The organism is Desulfoplanes sp., from assembly GCF_054921335.1.
Map to the genome: position 1 here is coordinate 19,517 of NZ_JBUDSQ010000013.1, position 18,166 is coordinate 37,682.

Here is an 18,166-nt window from a genome sequence, read left to right on the forward strand (position 1 = left end):
TAACCATGCGGCTGCACGGCCCAAGAACCTGGATTGTAACTCCAAAAATTCCGTGACTCTTCGGGCACATTTTCCAGGAATCAGAATTATAAAGCTGCAGGAGTTATGAGATTATAAGGGGTTGGCACGTAGGTCTTTCATTTCTTAATCTTTTGGAATCCTCCAATTTCTCAATTTTTTGGTCAGCACTCAGATTTGGCGGTCAATTTTACCATGCTGTGATAATAAAATTTTGACCTGAATAGATAGATATTCCGGGAGAAAATGGGGGAACAAACCGGATCAGGTCACAACTCGACGGTCTCAAACGATCCCTGGCGCAAATCCACGACGAGCAGTTTTCCAGACAGGCATGGCTGCTCGCCCGTCAGACAGGCTACGGCCTCGGCGCATTGCACGGCCGCAATGGCCGCGGCCATGGGTGCAAGACTGCCCAGAATACCCTCCGCATCCTTGCCGTTATCCGTCTGCCATAAGAAACCGGGATCTGGACCACCGGGCAGGACAGTGGCGGCAAATCCCGTCCAACCGGCAATCGCTCCGGTGACCAGGGGTTTTTGCCGTCCCAAACATGCGGCGCACAATTCCCTGTGGGAAGAGATCCCGCCCAGGGCGTCGACAACCAGGGATACGCCGGCAATATGCTGGCAAAATCCCTTGCGGTCCAAAAATTCGGGCACGGTCCGGCACACAACCCCCGGGTCGATCCGGGCGACCCTTTCCCGAGCGGCCTCGGCCTTGGGGGACCCGAGATTGTCCTCCAGACACAAAAGCTGCCTGTTGAGATTGGAGGGTTCGAATCTGTCACCGTCAACCACGGTCAGCTGACCGACCCCGATGCGGGCCAGCAATTCGATGACATATCCGCCCAATCCCCCCGCTCCGGCGACCAAAACATGGGCCCGGGCCAATCGCTCTTGGTCGCCGGGCCCCAATGAATCCCGGTTCTTGATATGGCGATCGATATCTTGTGGCCACCCCCTGTGCATCATCCTCCTCCCACAGGGGGAAAAATGCCCACCCTGTCAGCCTCTTGTATCCTGCAGGACCAATCCGGCCGGTTCTTCCCATTGATGAATACCAGCCGGACTTCATCAATGGGAATTTCCAGGCTTGCGAGGAGATCATCGATCCTCGTGCCTTCCTCGACGTCCAGGCTCCCATCCTTGGGACTATGGGAAGCCAGGGTAGCGAAACATTGTACATCTATGAGCATGAATCCCTCCTCTACCCAAACCATTTTGTAAATCCAGGTGCATATTCGGGTACATTTTCCAAAACCCAAGATTGTAAATGTACATCATGAATCACCCGTTTTTTGCGCCCCGGGAACCGCAGAAAAACAGAGAGTAGCGCCTATGGAGAGTATCGTCCGCGGTTGCTGTGAACGATGTTTTTCGAACGTGTGCTCGCATAAAAAAGATTTGCCCCGTAAACGACGTCATCTTGCGCTTGCCCCGGGCTTTCCCAGGTCCGTGCACCTCTCCGGAATCTTGGAACAGTTTCCAGCAATCCCGAAAGATCCCGGACCACGTCCTAGACGACGTACCAACGCAGCAAAGCTACGGCACCATCCTACCCAATATATTCAGGCAAAAAAAAGGCGGCCGTTGCGGCCGCCTTTTCTCGTTTTCAGATCACGTTTTTCAGTAAAAGATTACACCTTGGCCTTCTGCAGGTCCTCGATGGAGTATTCCCACCGGGTGTTGTGCGGGGGCAGTGTTTCCTTGCTGAAAAATTCGGGCAGCTGGTCGTGGACCTTGGTAAAACCGGCGGCCTCGTTGAAGGCATATTCGTCCTTGAGGACACCGATACCCACGGGTGCCACATCCGAGGCCTTGAAATCAATCCCATACTTGGCGCTGATCATCTTGGCAATCACATCCAGGGAGTCCTCGGTATCCAGAACGGCAAAGGCCACAAACAGGCACAAACCGGTGGCGTCCACTGCGGCCGTGGCGATCTGCAGGTTCTTTGAGGTCTCGATGTTATCGTCCGTGCTCTTCAAGGGATCGACATCACCACCAACCTTGAGAATATTCTGGCACACGGCGTACCCGGCAGTGTGGTCGGCACCCATGGGAGTCGTAGCATAGGTCACGCCGACGCCCTTGACCGAACGGGGATCATACGCTGGGAGGGCCTGGCGTTTGACCACGGGGATGCGTTCCACACCAAAGGCCTCACCGGCAAAGGCGGTCCCGTTGCCCATGATCCGGCCCAAGGGATCCTTCTTGTCATAGATCCGTCCCATGAGGTCGATAGCGGCCTGTGCGTCGCCCCAGGGGATGACCCCACCGTCCATGGCCATGGCGATGGCGTTACCCATGTCGATGGTGTCCAGCCCGAGATCGTCGCACATACGGTCCATCTGGGCGATGGCGTCGATATCGTCGATCATGCTGTTGGCACCGAAGGCCCACACGGTCTCATATTCGAAACCGGAAGTGAGATATTTGCCGGCCTTGTCATTGTATGCTTGGGAACACTGGATCATGCAGCCGGGATGACACCCTTCCTTGGCCCTGCCCCCACGTTCTTCCATGAACTCGACCATCTTTTCACCGGTGATCCCGGCAACCCCCTCGAACCGTCCTTCGCGGAAGTTCTTTGTGGGCAGGGCTCCGGCCTCATTGATGATGTTGACCAGGATAGCGGTACCAAAGGTGGGAAGTCCCTGACCGGTGACGGGATGGTCACGCAGTATCTGGGCCCACCGCTTGGAGGCCTCCTTAAAAGCTTCCTTGTCCGCATAGTCGGAACCGATGCCTCCGGCGTCGTCAACGACAAGCGCCTTGACCCGCTTGGAGCCCATGACCGCACCAAGACCACCGCGACCGGCGGCGCGGGCGGGACGGCCCTTGGGATCGGTGAACTGGATGGAAGAAGCCAAACGTGAGGTCTCTCCGGCCGGACCGATGAGCATGACACCGGTCTTGTTGCCGTGGGTTGCCAGCAGATTCTCAGCGGCCGCATAGGTTCCGGTCCCTTCCAGATCTGCAGCGTCCTCGAAACTGACCCCGTCCTTGGTGATCTTGATAGTGCACAGGGGAGCGTCCTTGGCGGGCTTGTCCTCCAGGACAACGGCGAGCAGATCGAGCTTGGCCATCTTCAGGGCGAGCATCCCCCCGGAATTGGATTCCTTGATCCCCCCGGTCAGAGGAGATTTCGCGCCCACAGAAATCCGTCCGGAATTTGCCGCAATGGTTCCGGCAAGCAGCCCGGTGGCCACGACAAGTTTGTTATCCGGGCCGATGGGGTTGCAGGTCGGGGGGACCTCGTTGAGGAGCATCTTGGACGTCAGGGCCCGGCCACCAAGTCCGGCATACGCTCCGAGTTCCTGATACTCGTAAGTCCTTTCCCGTGTATTGATCCGTAATAGTTGTGCCATACCCAACTCCTTTGTCCTCATCCCATATTCGGCATGGGGCTTGCTTGTTTCGACGATCGGTCCGCTATGCCTCATCAGACATCATCGATTTTGATGTATTAATACGTTATATGTTATCCCCCTTTACCGCCTTGTAAAGAATTTTCCAGCGGTTCTTACGGGGTTTATTGACATATGTCTCAATGGACATCGTAATATATCTTTCTGAAATCTTCCCCGGCCCGGAAGATGTCGATTCCTTTGCCAAAAGATAACGAAACGGTCACTTTTCCCGGACATCTCCGGGACATGGTGTCCCCGTATCCCTTTATGCGCCGCATCCCGTTGGACACCCTCGGGGTCGCCCTGCATGGCCAGTCCAGACGCGTATTGATCAAATCCCGGTTTTCAGGCAGGTAAGAAAAAATTTTGTACGACAACATATCCTCCCAAATACATCCCGAGCACAGGGCACTCATGAAACGATCGCACATCCTTCTCGAATCTGGCACCAATGAGCTCGAAATCGTGGAATTTTTTCTCGACGAGGCCACCCCGGACGACCCCACTGTCTACCGCGGATACTATGGTGTCAATGTGGCCAAGGTGCTTGAAATCATCAGGGCCCCGGAAAAGGTCATCGAAATCCCCGATGCCGGCCACCCGGCCATCCGGGGAGCATTCAATCTTCGGTCCAAGGTCATCCCCCTCATCGATCTGCACACGTGGTTGCACAAGACCAAACCCGGAGATGAAAATCCAAAGGCCATCGTGACCGAATTCAACGAAGTGGTGAACGCATTCCTCATCTCCGGGGTCAATCGTATCCACCGGATCGGCTGGGACGAAGTCGAACCACCGAGCCAATACCTGGGAGGATTTTCCGACAATACGATCACGGGCGTGGTCCACATCGACAAAAAAATCATCTTTTTGCTCGACCTGGAAAAAATCATCGCCGAACTGAATCCGAGCATGTGTCTCCAGGACAAGCCCCTGCCGACCCTGCACCGCACAAATCGCTACCGGGCCTTGGTTGTCGACGACTCCGCAGTGGTCAGGAACATGCTCAAGGGATATCTCCAGCGGGCCAATTTTGATATTGAAACCGTCAACAACGGCAAGGAGGCCTGGGACCGGCTCGTCCAGATCAAGGAGCAGGCGGTGGCGGAAGATGTTCGGCCCATCGATCTCGTCCAGATCGTGGTCTCGGATATAGAGATGCCCATGATCGACGGACTCAACCTGACCAAACGTATCAAGTCCGATCCCGTGCTCAAGAACCTACCGGTCATCCTGTTTTCCTCTCTGGTCACCGAACGGCTCAAGCATAAGGGCGAGGCAGTGGGGGCCGACGATCAGGTCTCCAAGCCGGAAATACAGCAGCTGGCCACGCGCGCCGAACAGCTCATCGCCGACTATCTGCAACGCGCGTGATCAGCGATCCGTGCCCCCGAACCGCCTCTGCGCGATGCACATCGCCCCGTGCCTTGTGGACCATTGTCCGTACAGGGACGCATTGGTCAACAAGATCAGGGCCAAGACGGGTGTGGAAGTGTTCCTCACCCCATCTTCTCAAGCCCGATGCCATTTTCGCATAATCATCCCTCCGGGGCCGCGCCGACGCCCCTGGCTTGCTTTTACCAATCATCCCGGAATGTTTTGCTGAGCCCCCCACACCCGCCGTCCGTTTGACCGGCCCCTCTCTTTCAGATACACAGATTTATTCTACTGATTAAACGTCCACTCAATACACCGCAGCAAGCACCAAGAAAACCCCTCGGTATACATGCCAAAAATTTGAGTGGACACTCAAAAATGCCGGCATATTGTACCGCCGGCAAAGGAGTCACCACATGTCACTATTTCCAGAACTCAAGATCGGCGACCTGATCGCAAAACTCCCTGTCATCCAGGGGGGTATGGGCGTCGGGGTCTCCCTGTCCGGGCTCTCCTCGGCCGTTGCCAAGGAAGGGGGCATCGGCGTCATTGCCGCAGCAATGATCGGTATGTGCGAGAAGGATATCGGGTCCAATTACCGCCAGGCCAACATACGGGCCCTTTCCAGAGAAATCCGCAAGGCCCGTGAAAAGACATCCGGGATCATCGGGGTGAATATCATGGTCGCGTTGAACAATTTCAACGACATGGTCACCACTGCGGTCAAGGAAAAGGCGGATATCATCTTTTCCGGGGCCGGGCTTCCCCTGGATCTGCCCAAATATATCCCCGAAGGTGCCCGGACCAAGCTGGTCCCCATTGTTTCTTCAGGCCGTGCGGCCAAGATCATCTGCAAAAAATGGCTTTCCAGGTTCAAATACCTGCCCGACGGTTTCGTTGTCGAGGGCCCCAAGGCGGGTGGACACCTGGGATACAAACCCGAAGAAATCGACGACCCGGCCTACAGCCTGGAGAGGTCGGTCCCGGATGTCGTCAGGGCCGTGGCCCCCTTCAATACTCCGGAAAAACAGATCCCGGTCATTGCGGCCGGTGGCGTGTACGATGGCGGGGACATCCTCAAATTCCTCAACCTGGGAGCCTCGGGCGTGCAGATGGGAACGAGATTCGTGGCCACGGACGAGTGCGATGCCGACCATGCCTTCAAGCAGGCCATGGTCGATGCGGGTGAAGATGATCTCGAGATCATCAAGAGCCCGGTGGGTATGCCCGGGCGTGCCATTAGAAACGCCTTCCTGGAAGACGTGAAAAACGGCATGCGCAAGCCCTTCAAATGTCCCTTCCACTGCATCAAAACCTGCGATCACACCAAGAGCCCCTACTGCATCGCCATGGCCCTGGTGAATGCCAAAAAGGGTCTGCTCAAACACGGATTCGCCTTCGCCGGATCCAATGCCCCCCGGGTCAAGGGGATCATATCCGTGCATGAACTGTTCGAGAATCTGAAGCGTGAATTCCAGGAAGCCGTTGCGCGCGCCCCAGAACTGGTGGCCACGGCATCCTGACCGAGCCCCCCGCGCCTCTCCAGGTCATTCCGACGCAACCGCCGGGATCTCCAGGATCCATCAGAAATCTCGCAATATCCCGGATCACACCGGGGATGGCCTCCAACCACCAAGAACACCCCCTGTCCCAATGACCGGCTGCATCCTTCTACGCGGTCCACGGGGGTTTCAAGGAACAGCACAACGAAAAAGGCCGGCCCCTTTGAGGGACCGGCCTTTTTCGTAACAGCTGTAAACGGAGGGGCGGACCTACATCATGCCGCCCATGCCGCCCATACCGCCCATGCCGCCTGCAGGCATCGGAGGCATGTCGCTCTTCTCTTCGGGTTTCTCGGCAATGGCGGCCTCTGTGGTCAGGAGCAAGGAGGCCACGGAAGCGGCGTTCTGCAGAGCCGTTCTGGTAACCTTCTTGGGATCGATAACACCGACCTTGACCAGATCTTCGAATTCGCCATTGGCAGCGTTGAAGCCGAAGTCATCCTTGCCACGGCGGACACTCTCGACGATGACTGCGCCTTCATAACCGGCGTTGGTGCAGATCTGACGGATAGGGGCTTCCAGGGCGCGGCCGACAACTTCGACACCGGCGGTTTCATCATCGTCAGCTGCCTTGACGCTGTCGAGCACGGCCTGGCTACGGACCAGGGCCACACCACCACCGGGGACAATGCCCTCTTCAACGGCGGCGCGGGTTGCGTTCAGGGCGTCTTCCACACGGGCCTTCTTTTCCTTCATCTCGGTCTCCGTGGCTGCGCCGACATTGATCACGGCAACACCGCCGACGATCTTGGCCAGGCGTTCCTGGAGCTTTTCACGGTCGTAGTCCGAGGTGGTCTCTTCGATCTCGTTGCGGATCTGCTTGACGCGGGCCTTGATGTCTTCGGCCTGACCGGCACCGTCGACGACGGTGGAGGTCTCCTTGTCGATGACCACGCGCTTGGCGCTGCCGAGATCGTTGGGGGTGATATTTTCGAGCTTCAGGCCCAGGTCTTCGGAGACGACCTGACCGCCGGTAAGAATGGCGATATCCTGGAGCATAGCCTTTCTTCTTTCACCGAAGCCGGGGGCCTTGATGGCCACGACATTCAGGGTACCGCGCAGCTTGTTCACGACCAGGGTGGCCAGGGCCTCGCCCTCGATGTCTTCACCGATGATCACCAGGGGCTTGCTCATCTTGGCGACCTGTTCCAGAACGGGCAGGAGTTCCTTCATGCTGGAGATCTTCTTCTCGTTGATCAGGATCAGGGGCTCTTCCATTTCGCAAACCATCTTGTCCGGATTGGTCACGAAGTAGGGAGAGAGGTAGCCACGGTCAAACTGCATCCCCTCGACAACGTCCAGGGTGGTGTCGAAGCCCTTGGCCTCTTCCACGGTGATGACCCCTTCCTTGCCGACCTTGTCCATGGCCTCGGCAATGATGTTACCGATGGTCGCGTCGTTGTTCGCGGAAATGGTACCGACCTGGGCAATTTCCTTGGGGTCACGGGTGGGCTTGGCTACCTTGTCCAGTTCGGCCACGACATTTTCAACGGCCTTGTCGATACCGCGTTTGATGGACATGGGATTACGGCCGGCGGCAACCAGCTTGACCCCTTCCTTGAAGATGGACTGGGCGAGGATGGTGGCGGTAGTGGTACCATCACCAGCGACGTCGGAGGTCTTGGAAGCGACTTCCTTGACCAGCTGTGCGCCCATGTTCTCGAACTTGTCTTCCAGCTCGATTTCCTTGGCCACGGTCACGCCATCCTTGGTGATGATCGGTGCGCCAAAGGATTTCTCGATGACCACGTTGCGGCCCTTGGGTCCGAGGGTAACTTTTACGGCATCGGCCAGCTGATCCAGACCGTTTTTCAAAGCCTCTCTGGCTTTTTCGTCAAATTTGATAATCTTGGAAGCCATTGTATCTGTCTCCTTTGTTGAGATCGTAGTGATAAAACATGAAACATTCGCGATCAGCCCCTGATGTACCAGGGCATGGCGCCGACCTTTTTTCGAACTAGGCCTCGATGACCGCCAGGATATCGTCTTCACGCATGATCAAGAGCTCTTCGCTTTCGATCTTGACCTCGGTTCCGGCGTACTTGTTGAAGATGACCTGGTCACCTTCCTTGACACCCATGGGTACGGTATCGCCGGTGTCGGCGGTCTTGCCGGGACCTGCGGCCACGACCTCACCCTTGATGGGTTTTTCCTTGGCACTGTCAGGGATGATGATGCCACCCTTGGTTACTTCTTCTTCCTCTACCCGTTTTACCAGGATACGGTCATGAAGCGGTCTGAGTTTCATCTGTTCTACCTCCAAATAAGTTGATTGATAACTGGATGGATTAGCACTCGACTGAAAGAAGTGCTAACAGGACGGGATTCTAAGCATCGCAAAAGAAATTACAAGGGCGGAATATGATTTTTTTATACCCTTCAAAGCCTACTATAAATCATTTTTGGAAAATATACATTTTTTTCTAAATTTATCTAATTTTTTCTCTAAAAAGCTTCGATTTACTCTTTTTCTTATTTAGAAAATCCAGCGGATAAAATTTAATTTTTTTTGACAAAACCAATATATTTGGGCACGGAGAAACGTTTTCAGAAAAGGAACCATGGGAATACGAGACCCATGCCCCGTCATTGTCAGACAAAAAACACGATCCGGCACACCAAGGGAACACCGATCCCTGCGAAATCCTTCAGGAGTGACCCCATGCTCGATATAAAATTCATGCGGACCCATTTTGACCAGGTCAGCGAAGCCCTTGAAAAAAGACATTCGAGTCTCGACCTTGCCGAGTTTCTCAAAACCGATGCCAAGCGGCGCGGGATCCTCCAGGAAGTCGAGGAACTCAAAAGCCGCAGGAACAAGGCTTCGGCAGAGGTGGCCCAGAAAAAACGGAACAAGGAAGATGCCTCCCCCCTTCTGGAAGAACTTTCCGGTCTTTCGGGAAAAATCAAGAGACTGGACGGAGCACTCAAGGAGGTGGATAGCGCCACAAAAGATTTTCTGCTGACCATTCCAAATGTCCCCCACCAGGACGTTCCCGTGGGCAGGGACGAGGAAGAAAACCGTGAGGAAAAAATCTGGGGGGAAAAACCCGGATTTTTATTTATCCCCAAAGAACACTGGGAGATCGGCACCTCCCTGGGAGGACTCGATTTCCCCCGGGCGGCCAAATTGACCGGCAGCCGATTCGTCGTGCTCAAGGACTGGGCCGCACGCATGGAGCGGGCTCTGACCAGCTTCATGATCGACGTGCATACCGGTGAACACGGGTATACCGAGGTCATGCCCCCGGCGATCATCAACAAGGATTCCCTACTGGGGACCGGACAGCTTCCCAAATTTGCCGAAGACCTTTTCAAACTCGAAAATAGCGATTACTATCTCATTCCCACTGCAGAGGTGCCCCTGACCAATCTGTTCCGGGACGAAGTCCTCACAGAAGAGGAGCTCCCAACGGCCCTGACCGCCTTCACGCCGTGCTTCAGATCTGAAGCCGGGTCCTATGGCAAGGACACCAAGGGGATCATCCGGCAGCACCAATTCGACAAGGTCGAGATGGTCAGGATCGCCCATCCCGAACACTCCTACGGGGATCTCGAACTTTTGCTCGGCCATGCCGAAGCCATCCTGCAAAAACTCGGACTCCACTACCGGGTGGTCACCCTGTGCACCGGGGATCTCGGATTTTCCGCCGCCAAGACCTATGATATAGAGGTATGGCTCCCCGGCCAGAACAGGTACCGGGAGATCTCATCCTGTTCCAATTGCGAGGATTTCCAGGCCCGCAGGGCAAATATCCGTTACAAGGCCAAGGGGAACAAGAAGAACCGACTGGTCCATACATTGAACGGGTCGGGTCTGGCCGTCGGCCGGACCATGGTGGCCATACTCGAAAACTACCAACAGGAAGACGGCTCGGTCGTCGTCCCGAACATTCTGCGCCCCTACATGGGCGGGCTGGATGTCATCTACCCAGGATAATCCATTGGCAGACAACGGAACACCCCATACCCCCCCTCCGACAAAAAACGACGGAACCAAGCAAAACACGATGGAAGCAGCTCTCGGAAAAATCAAATACGTGAACGGGATCAGGCTCCAACGGGCCATCGTGGCCGGAGCCGACTGGGTCGTGGCCATGCAGAAACACCTCGACGCCATCAACGTCTTTCCTGTCCCCGACGGGGACACGGGGAGCAATATGGCCGCGACCATGAAACGGATCGCCGAACAGGCGAAAGAGAATATCGACAAATCCCTGCACCGGGTCAGCGACAGCCTCGCCGATTCCGCTCTCATGGGGGCCAAAGGCAACTCCGGAGCCATCCTGGCCCAATTTTTTCAAGGATTGGCCGAAGGACTCAAGGGCCAGCGCAAGGTTACCACCGAACGGTTCGGTCACGCAGTGCACGTTGCCGCCCAAAAGGCCCAGGAGGCCATCTCTTCCCCCAAGGAAGGAACCATCCTGACCGTGATCCGGGAATGGTCGGACAGGGTCCGCGAAAACTGCCAGAAGACCACGGATTTCGACGAACTCCTCCGGGATTCTTTGGACTGGGCCAAACAGGCCCTCGAGCGGACCCCGGACCAGCTCGCCTCGCTGAAAAAAGCCGGGGTGGTCGACGCGGGTGCCCAAGGGTTCGTGTACATGCTCGAAGGGATTGTCACATTCATGGAAAAGGGGGACCTGGTCGCCTCAAGAAAGGACGCCCAGGACCAGGCCGACAGGGATATCGCCCCGTTGATCGGGGAAGATTTTTTTGACGACCATGCCCATTCCGGTTTCAGATACTGCACGGAATGTCTCGTCGTTGGCCAAAATATCGATCTGCCCACGCTCAGGACGGCCCTCCAGGAACACGGCGACTCCCTGATCGTTGCGGGCTCGACCTCAAAGGCCAAGGTGCATATCCATACGAACAATCCGGCCATGGTTTTCAATATCGTCGCCAAGGAAGGGGAATTCAGGGAGCAGAAGATCGACGATATGGAACAGCAAAACCATGACGTCCACCGCTCGGACGGGGCCAAAATCGCCATCGTGGCGGATACCGGATGCGATATTCCTCCAAAGTTACGGGAGAAATACAACATCCATTCCATCCACCACAGCCTCGTCTTCGGGGACAACGAAATATTCCTCGACCAATTGGGCATTGGGCGGGACGAATTCTACACCAGACTGCGCGACTTTGGGACCCCGATCAGGACATCCCAACCCACGCCGATGCAGTTCAAACGGATGTATGCCTTCCTCCTCAAGTACTATGACGCGTGCGTGTCCATACACCTTCCTCCGGCCCACAGCGGGACCATCCACGGGGCGCGCAGGATCGCCGCCGGATTCGAGGACAGGGTTTCCGTCGTGGACAGCACATGTAATTCCATGGCCATGGGTCTTGTCGTACTTGAGGCGGCCAGGGCGGCAGCCCAGGGCAGGGACCAGGCCGAGGTCGTACGCATTGCCGAAGAAGCGGCCGGCAAGGCCAGGGCCTTCTTTTGCTTCGACACGCTCAAATACCATCTCCGGGGCGGCAGACTGAGCGATTCAGCGGGCAAGATCGCCTCCTTCATGCAGCTCCGCCCGATCATCACCTTCAAGGAAGATGGAGTGGTCAAACTTGGAGGGGTTGGATTTTCCCGGCGCGGTGTGCGGAAAAAAACCTGGGAAAAGACCAAAAAAGCGGCCATGGGCAAAAAGAATCTCAGATTCACCGTGGCCCATGCGGACAATCCCGAACTGGCCGACTGGTTTGTTGGACGGATCAAAGAGACCTTTGGGATCGAGGATGTCCCCGTTGTCGAGGCCTCCTACACCCTGACCAGCCACGCCGGTCCGGGCTCCGCAGGAATAGGGTTCATCGGCGACTGAAAATCTGTCCAGGGTTTCCGGGCAAAAATTTCATTTTTCCCCGGTTTTTGCCTTGACAGGTAGTGGACGAAACTATAGAAGCTGTTTCTCGCAACACGGGCCGTTAACTCAGTTGGTAGAGTATCTGCCTTTTAAGCAGAGAGTCGCAAGTTCGAGCCTTGCACGGCCCACCAACTTACTGTCCCCATCGTCTAGTGGTCTAGGACGCCGGCCTCTCACGCCGGTAACGCGGGTTCAAACCCCGCTGGGGACGCCAACAAAATCAAGGACGTACAGAATTTATTCTGTACGTCCTTTTTTGTTTCCAACCGTATATCCAACCTCCGGCCACCGTTTTCATCCCATTGGCCGGGTGGGGTCGGGGCTGATGTATCCATGGCCGCGCCGGTCGCCATCGGGTCGGTATTCCACCAACTGGCCACGCGCCTCGAAGGTTGTGGTACGCGTCCATGGATACCCCGTGGCAATGGCCTGCCCATCAACCAACATCATCGTCTGATCCACCGTCATGGGGGACACCACCTTCAAACACCGCCTCTCCATACGACTCATTGCGTCCTACGAGCCAGTAGCAAACTCCAAGTGCGACAATGATCACTCCCAATGAAAACACGATCTGATAATCGTGGACCTTGAAATCAAGGACGATTATTTTTCGAGCTGCAGCCATGAGTGCTGTAGAAATCACGAGTTTTAAATGAATCATCCGATATTCCAGGTAGATGACGACATTGGCAAATATCTCGATGGCAATAAGCACAGCCATGAACGCGCCAAACGTTGCCAGTATGTCATTGATGTTGAGCAAAAAAACAGGGGGGGTCATCATTCGCTGGTAAAGAACCCACATCACATCCAGGATCCCCCAGACAATGACCAGAGTCATGAGTATCGCCAGCAATTTTACCGAGAGACGGATAAGGGACCAGAGCCGTCGAACGAGTGGATCCTCAAGAGGTTCCTTACAGACCTTTTGATCAAAGAAGAACATTGTGGCTACCTATCGAAAAAAAGTTAGGCAAACGAACAAATCAACACCCTAACTGTCCATGAGGACAGATCTTTTTCCTGGAGGGGCGACCGGCTGGTCAACCACTATTCCCGGGAGTGGATCGCCTCCTTGAATTTTTGCAACTGGCTTTCAAGGCCGAGGACCGCGTCAATGGGAAGGACGAAGGCGATTCCGGTGCCGGGTTTTTTGAATTCACCCGCATTCTCGATGGCAGCGAGGACCGGTTTGACCAAATGCTCTTCCAGCAAAAACATGACCACGTCGGTCTGGTCCTCGAGTGTCAGGCCGAAAAAGGTCTTTGCCTCGCGCACACCGGTTCCCCTGGCCCTGATAATGGTTGCACCCGTAGCCCCGGCAGCCTTGGCCGCGTCAACAACAGGGTCGGTTTTATGGGATTTGAGCAGGGCGAGAACGAGCTTGAATTTCATGTTTTGTCTCCTTAAGGGCCGGCATGGCGTTTCTTGTATCTTGTAGCGGCCCAGTGCGTGTACTGGGCATACCCCATAACCGTAATGATGGGGAACAGACTTGCAAAGGCGATGAGTCCGAAACCATCCAGGGCGGGATTGCGTCCCGGAACGGCTTCGGACAATCCCAAACCAAGTGACGCGACAAGGGGCACGGTCACGGTGGACGTGGTCACACCGCCGGAATCATACGCCAGGGCAATGATATTTTTCGGGGTGAAGAACGTCTGGCATACCACGATCAGATAACCGACCATGATATACATATAGAGGGGCGTACCGGTAACTATACGATAGGCGCCCAGTGATATACCGAAGGCAACTCCAATCGCCACGACAATGCGCAGCCCCCACTGACTGATGACACCCCCCGAAACCTCATTCGCCTTGAGCGCCACGGCAAGCAGGGACGGTTCCGCGATGGTCGTGGAAAAACCGATCATGGCGGCGAACACGTAGATCCAACCATACGCCCTCCAATCCGTTGGAGCAACGTCCCCACCACTTGAAAGAAACAGGGGATCAGACAACTGGGCGGCCATGATCTTGCCCACAGGGAACAGGGCCTTTTCCAATCCTACCAAAAAAAGAGCGAGTCCGAGAACCACATAGATTCCTCCGATGATCTGACGCCGCAGTTGTGGAATGGGCTGACGGAGGACAAAAAGCTGGAACCCGACGATCAAAGCAAGAATCGGAAGGATGTCCCGGACCGTTGCAAGCAGAACCAGGCCGAAGTCTGTAAAAAAATGGAACATGTTCTGTCCAATAGTCTTTTTTATTCAAATACGAGCAAACCATATCCCATGACAAAAATCATGGGCAACAGAGAGGCAAACGCGATGAGCCCAAAGCCGTCAACCAGGGGACTCCGCCCCTTGATAATAGAAGCCAGGCCAACGCCGAGAGCCGCCACCAGGGGAACGGTGACCGTCGAGGTGGTCACGCCGCCCGCATCATAGGCAATGCCCACGATCTCTTCCGGGGCGATCAGAGTCATCAACATGACCAAAACATATCCGCCGATAATCAAAAAGTGGACGGGCCAGCCCTTGAGAATACGCAGGACGCCGATGAAGATGGCCGCCCCGACGGAAAATGCCACGGACAGCCTCAGCCCCAGCGCGTAGCTCGTAAGGGATTCCTCGCCCGGCGCGATCAGATTGCCCTGGGCCGCTATGTTCGCGGCCTCGGCAGACACGGCGATCAATGCGGGCTCCGCAACGGTCGTGGAAAAGCCAAGAGCAAAGGCAAAGGCAAGCAGCCAGAACAAGCTGCCCTTTCTCGCCAGGGCATGGGCCATGTTTTCGCCAATGGGGAACAAGCCCATGTCCAGCCCCTCGATGAAAAGGGTCAACCCCAAGACAACCAACAGGCCGCCGAACACGACCTCCCCGAGGTTGGGCAGGGGTTGTCGCAGGACCACTATCTGGAAGAACCCAATGACCAAAATGATAGGCAGCAGGTCCTTGAATGAGGCGTACAATTTATGGTTGATCGCCCTGAATGTGGCTTTCAGCCGGGAAAACTGCTCGTTATTATCCATAGTGTAATGATCTGTGGGCAAAGAGTCCTCGTACCAGGCCATCCCCAAACACATGTTCTCAAGCCGGTCCAAACCAATGGCTATGCCAAACAAAGAACCCTGCCCTCGGGGGACCCATTGACGGCGATTATTTCCGACAAACAACAGGGGCCGCTGCGGGTTCTTCAAAAAACATGAATGTCTCGCTTACAACCAAAACGCCATATTGCGCAAGGTTTTGCTCATATCCGTTTTTCTCGATCCATGCCCCCCCACTCTTTTTGTCATACAAAAATCTTTCCCCCGCACATACTTGACTGCCATCTTTTTGCCGTGCAATATATTTACATAGAAAAACAAAAAACTATTCCATATGCAGTATTGATTACAACATAAATGAAAATCTATGTACTACAATAAATAAAATTGATAAAAAAATTATATATATATATATATCGATAAATATTTACTTTTTTTATACATCCTACAACAAAACTTCAATACCAACCTTATCGGAACATAGGACAAAAAAATTGTGCGAAAAAAAAGTATCGACAAGTACAATGGATATGGATGGATATTTGACGAAAAAGGTCCGGATTATGAAAAGGTACAAGCAGAGTATGTGCCCCCATATGGAAATGTAACAGAATTAAACACCTGTCGTTTAATACTGGATTCAGTAGGCATTGAAACGCTCAAGGATATTGGAACGCATGCTGTCCAATCCCTGGAAACTTCTGTTGCCATATATGAAGCCAATGGGGATTATGCATTTGGGCTTTTCTCATCCGGCTGGTGCCAGGCAATGGACCTTGCGTCCCGTAAGCTGTGCGGGACGGATGATAACCGGGAGGCGTTGTCATGCGGCAAATGGCTCTGCCATGAAAACTGCTGGAACGACTCTGCGAAAAAGGCCATCGAGTCGGGAAAAAGCACGGACATCGAATGTGTTGGAGGGATACGGCTATACGCGGAGCCGATTTACGCCGGCCAAAATGTCATTGGGGCTATCAACATTGGATACGGAGAACCCCCCAGAGACCCGGACAAGCTAGAGGCCCTGGCCCGGTCATTCCGGATTGATCCGGAACAACTCAACGCCTTTGCGCGGAGCTACAGGCCACGCCCCAGATTCATTGTCGATACCGCCAAAAATCTTTTGAGCGTCTTTGCCAGACTGATTGGCGAGATCGTTGAAAAAAAAGAAGCCCACACATCGTTGCAGCGTGTTTCCCAACAGACCCAGGCATTGTTGGATCACTCGCCTGCATGCCATAAAATTGTCGGTCTCGATTCCAATCTGCGGTATATGTCTGCCAGTGGATTCAAAATGCTGCAAATAGACGATGCGGCCCAGGTTTATGGAAAACCCTATCCGTTTGCGTTCTTTCCCTTGGCGTTCCGCAACGAGATGAGCGACAAGCTCAAAGAGGTCAAACATACCGGCACCCCTCTGACGATGGAAGCGTTGGCCACCGATACGCGTGGCAATGGTGTCTGGCTCTACTCCCATCTCCTCCCTGTTTTTGATACCAATGGCCGTATGGAGTATATAACGGTCGTAACCTCCGATACGACCCGGCGTAAAGAGGATGAACAGGCCAAAAGAAAACTCTCGGATCGGCTCCAACACGCTCAAAAACTGGAGGCTGTCGGCACCCTTGCCGGCGGGGTGGCCCACGATTTCAACAATATGCTTGCGGTGATCATGGGGAATACCGAACTCGCAATGCAGAAGACGGCATCGACCGATCCGGCGCATACCAACCTCAATGAAATCCTCACCGCCACTCGTCGATCCACCGATATTGTCCGGCAGTTGCTTGCCTTTGCCCGCAAACAAACCATTGCTCCTGAAGTCTTGACGATCAACGGAACCATAGAACAGATGCTCAAGATGCTGCGCCGACTTATCGGCGAGAACATCAATCTGGCTTGGCGCCCGGGATCAGGTCTCTGGCCGATCAAGATCGACCCGACCCAGCTTGATCAGGTATTGGCCAATTTAACGATCAATGCACGTGACTCCATCGAGGATGTGGGCAACCTGACCATCGAGACATGCAATGTTACATTTGATGGATCCGCTTGTGCGGACAATCCGGACATACGGCCCGGGGATTTTGTAATGCTGGCGGTGAGCGATAACGGATGCGGTATAGATACGGAAACGCGGAAAAAAATATTCGAACCGTTCTTCACCACCAAGGAGGTCGATCAAGGAACGGGACTCGGGCTGGCCACAGTCTACGGCATCGTCAAACAGAATGACGGATTCATCAACGTCTACTCGGAGCCCGACCAGGGTACGACCTTTCGGATATATTGGCCCCGTCATGGAACATGCGCGGAGCCGTCCCGGACCGGATCTGTCGATAGTCTTGGAACCAGGGGCGACGAAACCATTCTGGTCGTAGAGGACGAGGTCGGGATCTTGCGCATGGTCCGAACGGTACTGGAAAATTTCGGCTATACGGTCTTGACGGCGTCAACCCCGAACGAGGCCATCAACATAGCCCAAAATTTCCGAAAAAAAATCAGCCTGCTGTTGACCGATGTGGTCATGCCCGGGATGAATGGCCGGGATCTAGCAGATGAGCTGTTATCCTCGGACCCTGGTCTTAGATGCCTGTTCATGTCCGGATACACGAAAGATATCACTGGAGACAATGGCATCTTGGCCAAAGGAACGGATTTCATCCAGAAACCCTGCTCGGCGTCTGAGCTTCTGACACGGGTCCGGAAGGTCCTGGACGGGTAGGCCGTAAAAAATATCCGGGGGGAGTTTTTTGCAACCACAACCCCGAAAACAGCAACATAGCAGATGGTTACAGCATACACGTTGTAACCATCTTTTTTTTACCCCTCTCTCCCCGCAGGGGCCATTTCTGTCCCTCCCCATTTTCCGAAAAAAATGTCATACATTTTTGGCCTACCCACTGGTAGGTCCTAAAAA

At 54.6% G+C, this 18,166-nt stretch carries 14 protein-coding genes and 2 tRNA genes; 7 read left to right on the plus strand and 9 right to left on the minus strand.

The window, feature by feature from the left end; genetic code table 11:
* Positions 1–287 precede the first annotated feature (287 nt).
* The 3 genes from ACY692_RS04565 to ACY692_RS04575 form a co-directional block, all read right to left on the minus strand.
* Positions 288–989, minus strand: coding sequence for a HesA/MoeB/ThiF family protein (locus ACY692_RS04565; RefSeq protein ID WP_462324161.1), 702 nt, complete (start codon positions 987–989; stop codon positions 288–290).
* Entirely contained in the window at positions 989–1,216 is a 228-nt protein-coding gene (locus ACY692_RS04570) for a MoaD/ThiS family protein (RefSeq protein WP_462324162.1), read from the minus strand. Before ACY692_RS04570 ends, ACY692_RS04565 begins: the two co-directional genes overlap by 1 nt.
* Before the next feature lie 441 nt (positions 1,217–1,657).
* Positions 1,658–3,391 carry an aldehyde ferredoxin oxidoreductase family protein gene (locus ACY692_RS04575; protein ID WP_462324163.1) on the minus strand — a complete coding sequence of 578 codons (1,734 nt, stop codon included), beginning with the start codon at positions 3,389–3,391 and terminating at the stop codon, positions 1,658–1,660.
* A gap of 456 nt (positions 3,392–3,847) precedes the next feature.
* Between ACY692_RS04575 and ACY692_RS04580 the strand changes: the two genes are divergently transcribed.
* The gene (locus ACY692_RS04580) at positions 3,848–4,807 is read left to right on the plus strand and encodes a chemotaxis protein (protein ID WP_462324164.1); all 960 of its coding nucleotides are present in this window, start codon (positions 3,848–3,850) and stop codon (positions 4,805–4,807) included.
* A 419-nt stretch (positions 4,808–5,226) separates the two neighbouring features.
* Positions 5,227–6,333 (plus strand): NAD(P)H-dependent flavin oxidoreductase, encoded by a 1,107-nt coding sequence (locus tag ACY692_RS04585; protein WP_462324165.1) that lies wholly within the window; start codon positions 5,227–5,229, stop codon positions 6,331–6,333.
* 249 nt (positions 6,334–6,582) lie between these two features.
* On the opposite strand, the gene groL is transcribed toward ACY692_RS04585, so the two are convergent.
* A complete protein-coding gene (gene groL, locus ACY692_RS04590) occupies positions 6,583–8,232 on the minus strand; it encodes a chaperonin GroEL (protein ID WP_462324166.1) in 1,650 nt (549 codons plus the stop codon).
* 97 nt (positions 8,233–8,329) lie between these two features.
* Positions 8,330–8,620: a co-chaperone GroES gene (gene groES / locus ACY692_RS04595; RefSeq protein ID WP_462324167.1), complete on the minus strand. Its 291-nt coding sequence runs from the start codon at positions 8,618–8,620 to the stop codon at positions 8,330–8,332.
* 414 nt (positions 8,621–9,034) lie between these two features.
* Between groES and serS the strand changes: the two genes are divergently transcribed.
* The 4 genes from serS (at position 9,035) to ACY692_RS04615 (ending at position 12,459) form a co-directional block, all read left to right on the plus strand.
* Entirely contained in the window at positions 9,035–10,312 is a 1,278-nt protein-coding gene (gene serS, locus ACY692_RS04600) for a serine--tRNA ligase (protein ID WP_462324168.1), read from the plus strand.
* A gap of 70 nt (positions 10,313–10,382) precedes the next feature.
* Positions 10,383–12,203: a DegV family protein gene (locus tag ACY692_RS04605; protein WP_462324169.1), complete on the plus strand. Its 1,821-nt coding sequence runs from the start codon at positions 10,383–10,385 to the stop codon at positions 12,201–12,203.
* Between the two features lie 97 nt (positions 12,204–12,300).
* Positions 12,301–12,376, plus strand: a tRNA-Lys gene (locus ACY692_RS04610).
* A 7-nt stretch (positions 12,377–12,383) separates the two neighbouring features.
* Positions 12,384–12,459: transfer RNA gene (locus tag ACY692_RS04615), tRNA-Glu, on the plus strand.
* A gap of 222 nt (positions 12,460–12,681) precedes the next feature.
* On the opposite strand, the gene ACY692_RS04620 is transcribed toward ACY692_RS04615, so the two are convergent.
* The 4 genes from ACY692_RS04620 to ACY692_RS04635 form a co-directional block, all read right to left on the minus strand.
* Entirely contained in the window at positions 12,682–13,194 is a 513-nt protein-coding gene (locus tag ACY692_RS04620) for a phosphate-starvation-inducible PsiE family protein (protein WP_462324170.1), read from the minus strand.
* A 104-nt stretch (positions 13,195–13,298) separates the two neighbouring features.
* On the minus strand, positions 13,299–13,643 hold the full coding sequence (locus ACY692_RS04625) for a P-II family nitrogen regulator (RefSeq protein WP_462324171.1): 345 nt from the start codon (positions 13,641–13,643) through the stop codon (positions 13,299–13,301).
* 11 nt (positions 13,644–13,654) lie between these two features.
* Positions 13,655–14,440, minus strand: coding sequence for a DUF1538 domain-containing protein (locus ACY692_RS04630; protein WP_462324172.1), 786 nt, complete (start codon positions 14,438–14,440; stop codon positions 13,655–13,657).
* A gap of 20 nt (positions 14,441–14,460) precedes the next feature.
* Positions 14,461–15,249 (minus strand): DUF1538 family protein, encoded by a 789-nt coding sequence (locus ACY692_RS04635; RefSeq protein WP_462324173.1) that lies wholly within the window; start codon positions 15,247–15,249, stop codon positions 14,461–14,463.
* A 766-nt stretch (positions 15,250–16,015) separates the two neighbouring features.
* Here ACY692_RS04635 and ACY692_RS04640 point away from each other — a divergent pair.
* Positions 16,016–17,971: an ATP-binding protein gene (locus ACY692_RS04640; RefSeq protein ID WP_462324174.1), complete on the plus strand. Its 1,956-nt coding sequence runs from the start codon at positions 16,016–16,018 to the stop codon at positions 17,969–17,971.
* The last annotated feature ends 195 nt before the right edge of the window (positions 17,972–18,166 follow it).

Excerpts from the sequence above, each read along its gene's own strand:
- ACY692_RS04565 (WP_462324161.1), bottom strand. The coding sequence starts at position 989 with ATGCACAGGGGGTGGCCACAAGATATCGATCGCCATATCAAGAACCGG.
- ACY692_RS04570 (WP_462324162.1), bottom strand. The coding sequence starts at position 1,216 with ATGCTCATAGATGTACAATGTTTCGCTACCCTGGCTTCCCATAGTCCC.
- ACY692_RS04575 (WP_462324163.1), bottom strand. The coding sequence starts at position 3,391 with ATGGCACAACTATTACGGATCAATACACGGGAAAGGACTTACGAGTAT.
- ACY692_RS04580 (WP_462324164.1), top strand. The coding sequence starts at position 3,848 with ATGAAACGATCGCACATCCTTCTCGAATCTGGCACCAATGAGCTCGAA.
- ACY692_RS04585 (WP_462324165.1), top strand. The coding sequence starts at position 5,227 with ATGTCACTATTTCCAGAACTCAAGATCGGCGACCTGATCGCAAAACTC.
- groL (WP_462324166.1), bottom strand. The coding sequence starts at position 8,232 with ATGGCTTCCAAGATTATCAAATTTGACGAAAAAGCCAGAGAGGCTTTG.
- groES (WP_462324167.1), bottom strand. The coding sequence starts at position 8,620 with ATGAAACTCAGACCGCTTCATGACCGTATCCTGGTAAAACGGGTAGAG.
- serS (WP_462324168.1), top strand. The coding sequence starts at position 9,035 with ATGCTCGATATAAAATTCATGCGGACCCATTTTGACCAGGTCAGCGAA.
- ACY692_RS04605 (WP_462324169.1), top strand. The coding sequence starts at position 10,383 with ATGGAAGCAGCTCTCGGAAAAATCAAATACGTGAACGGGATCAGGCTC.
- ACY692_RS04620 (WP_462324170.1), bottom strand. The coding sequence starts at position 13,194 with ATGTTCTTCTTTGATCAAAAGGTCTGTAAGGAACCTCTTGAGGATCCA.
- ACY692_RS04625 (WP_462324171.1), bottom strand. The coding sequence starts at position 13,643 with ATGAAATTCAAGCTCGTTCTCGCCCTGCTCAAATCCCATAAAACCGAC.
- ACY692_RS04630 (WP_462324172.1), bottom strand. The coding sequence starts at position 14,440 with ATGTTCCATTTTTTTACAGACTTCGGCCTGGTTCTGCTTGCAACGGTC.
- ACY692_RS04640 (WP_462324174.1), top strand. The coding sequence starts at position 16,016 with ATGGACCTTGCGTCCCGTAAGCTGTGCGGGACGGATGATAACCGGGAG.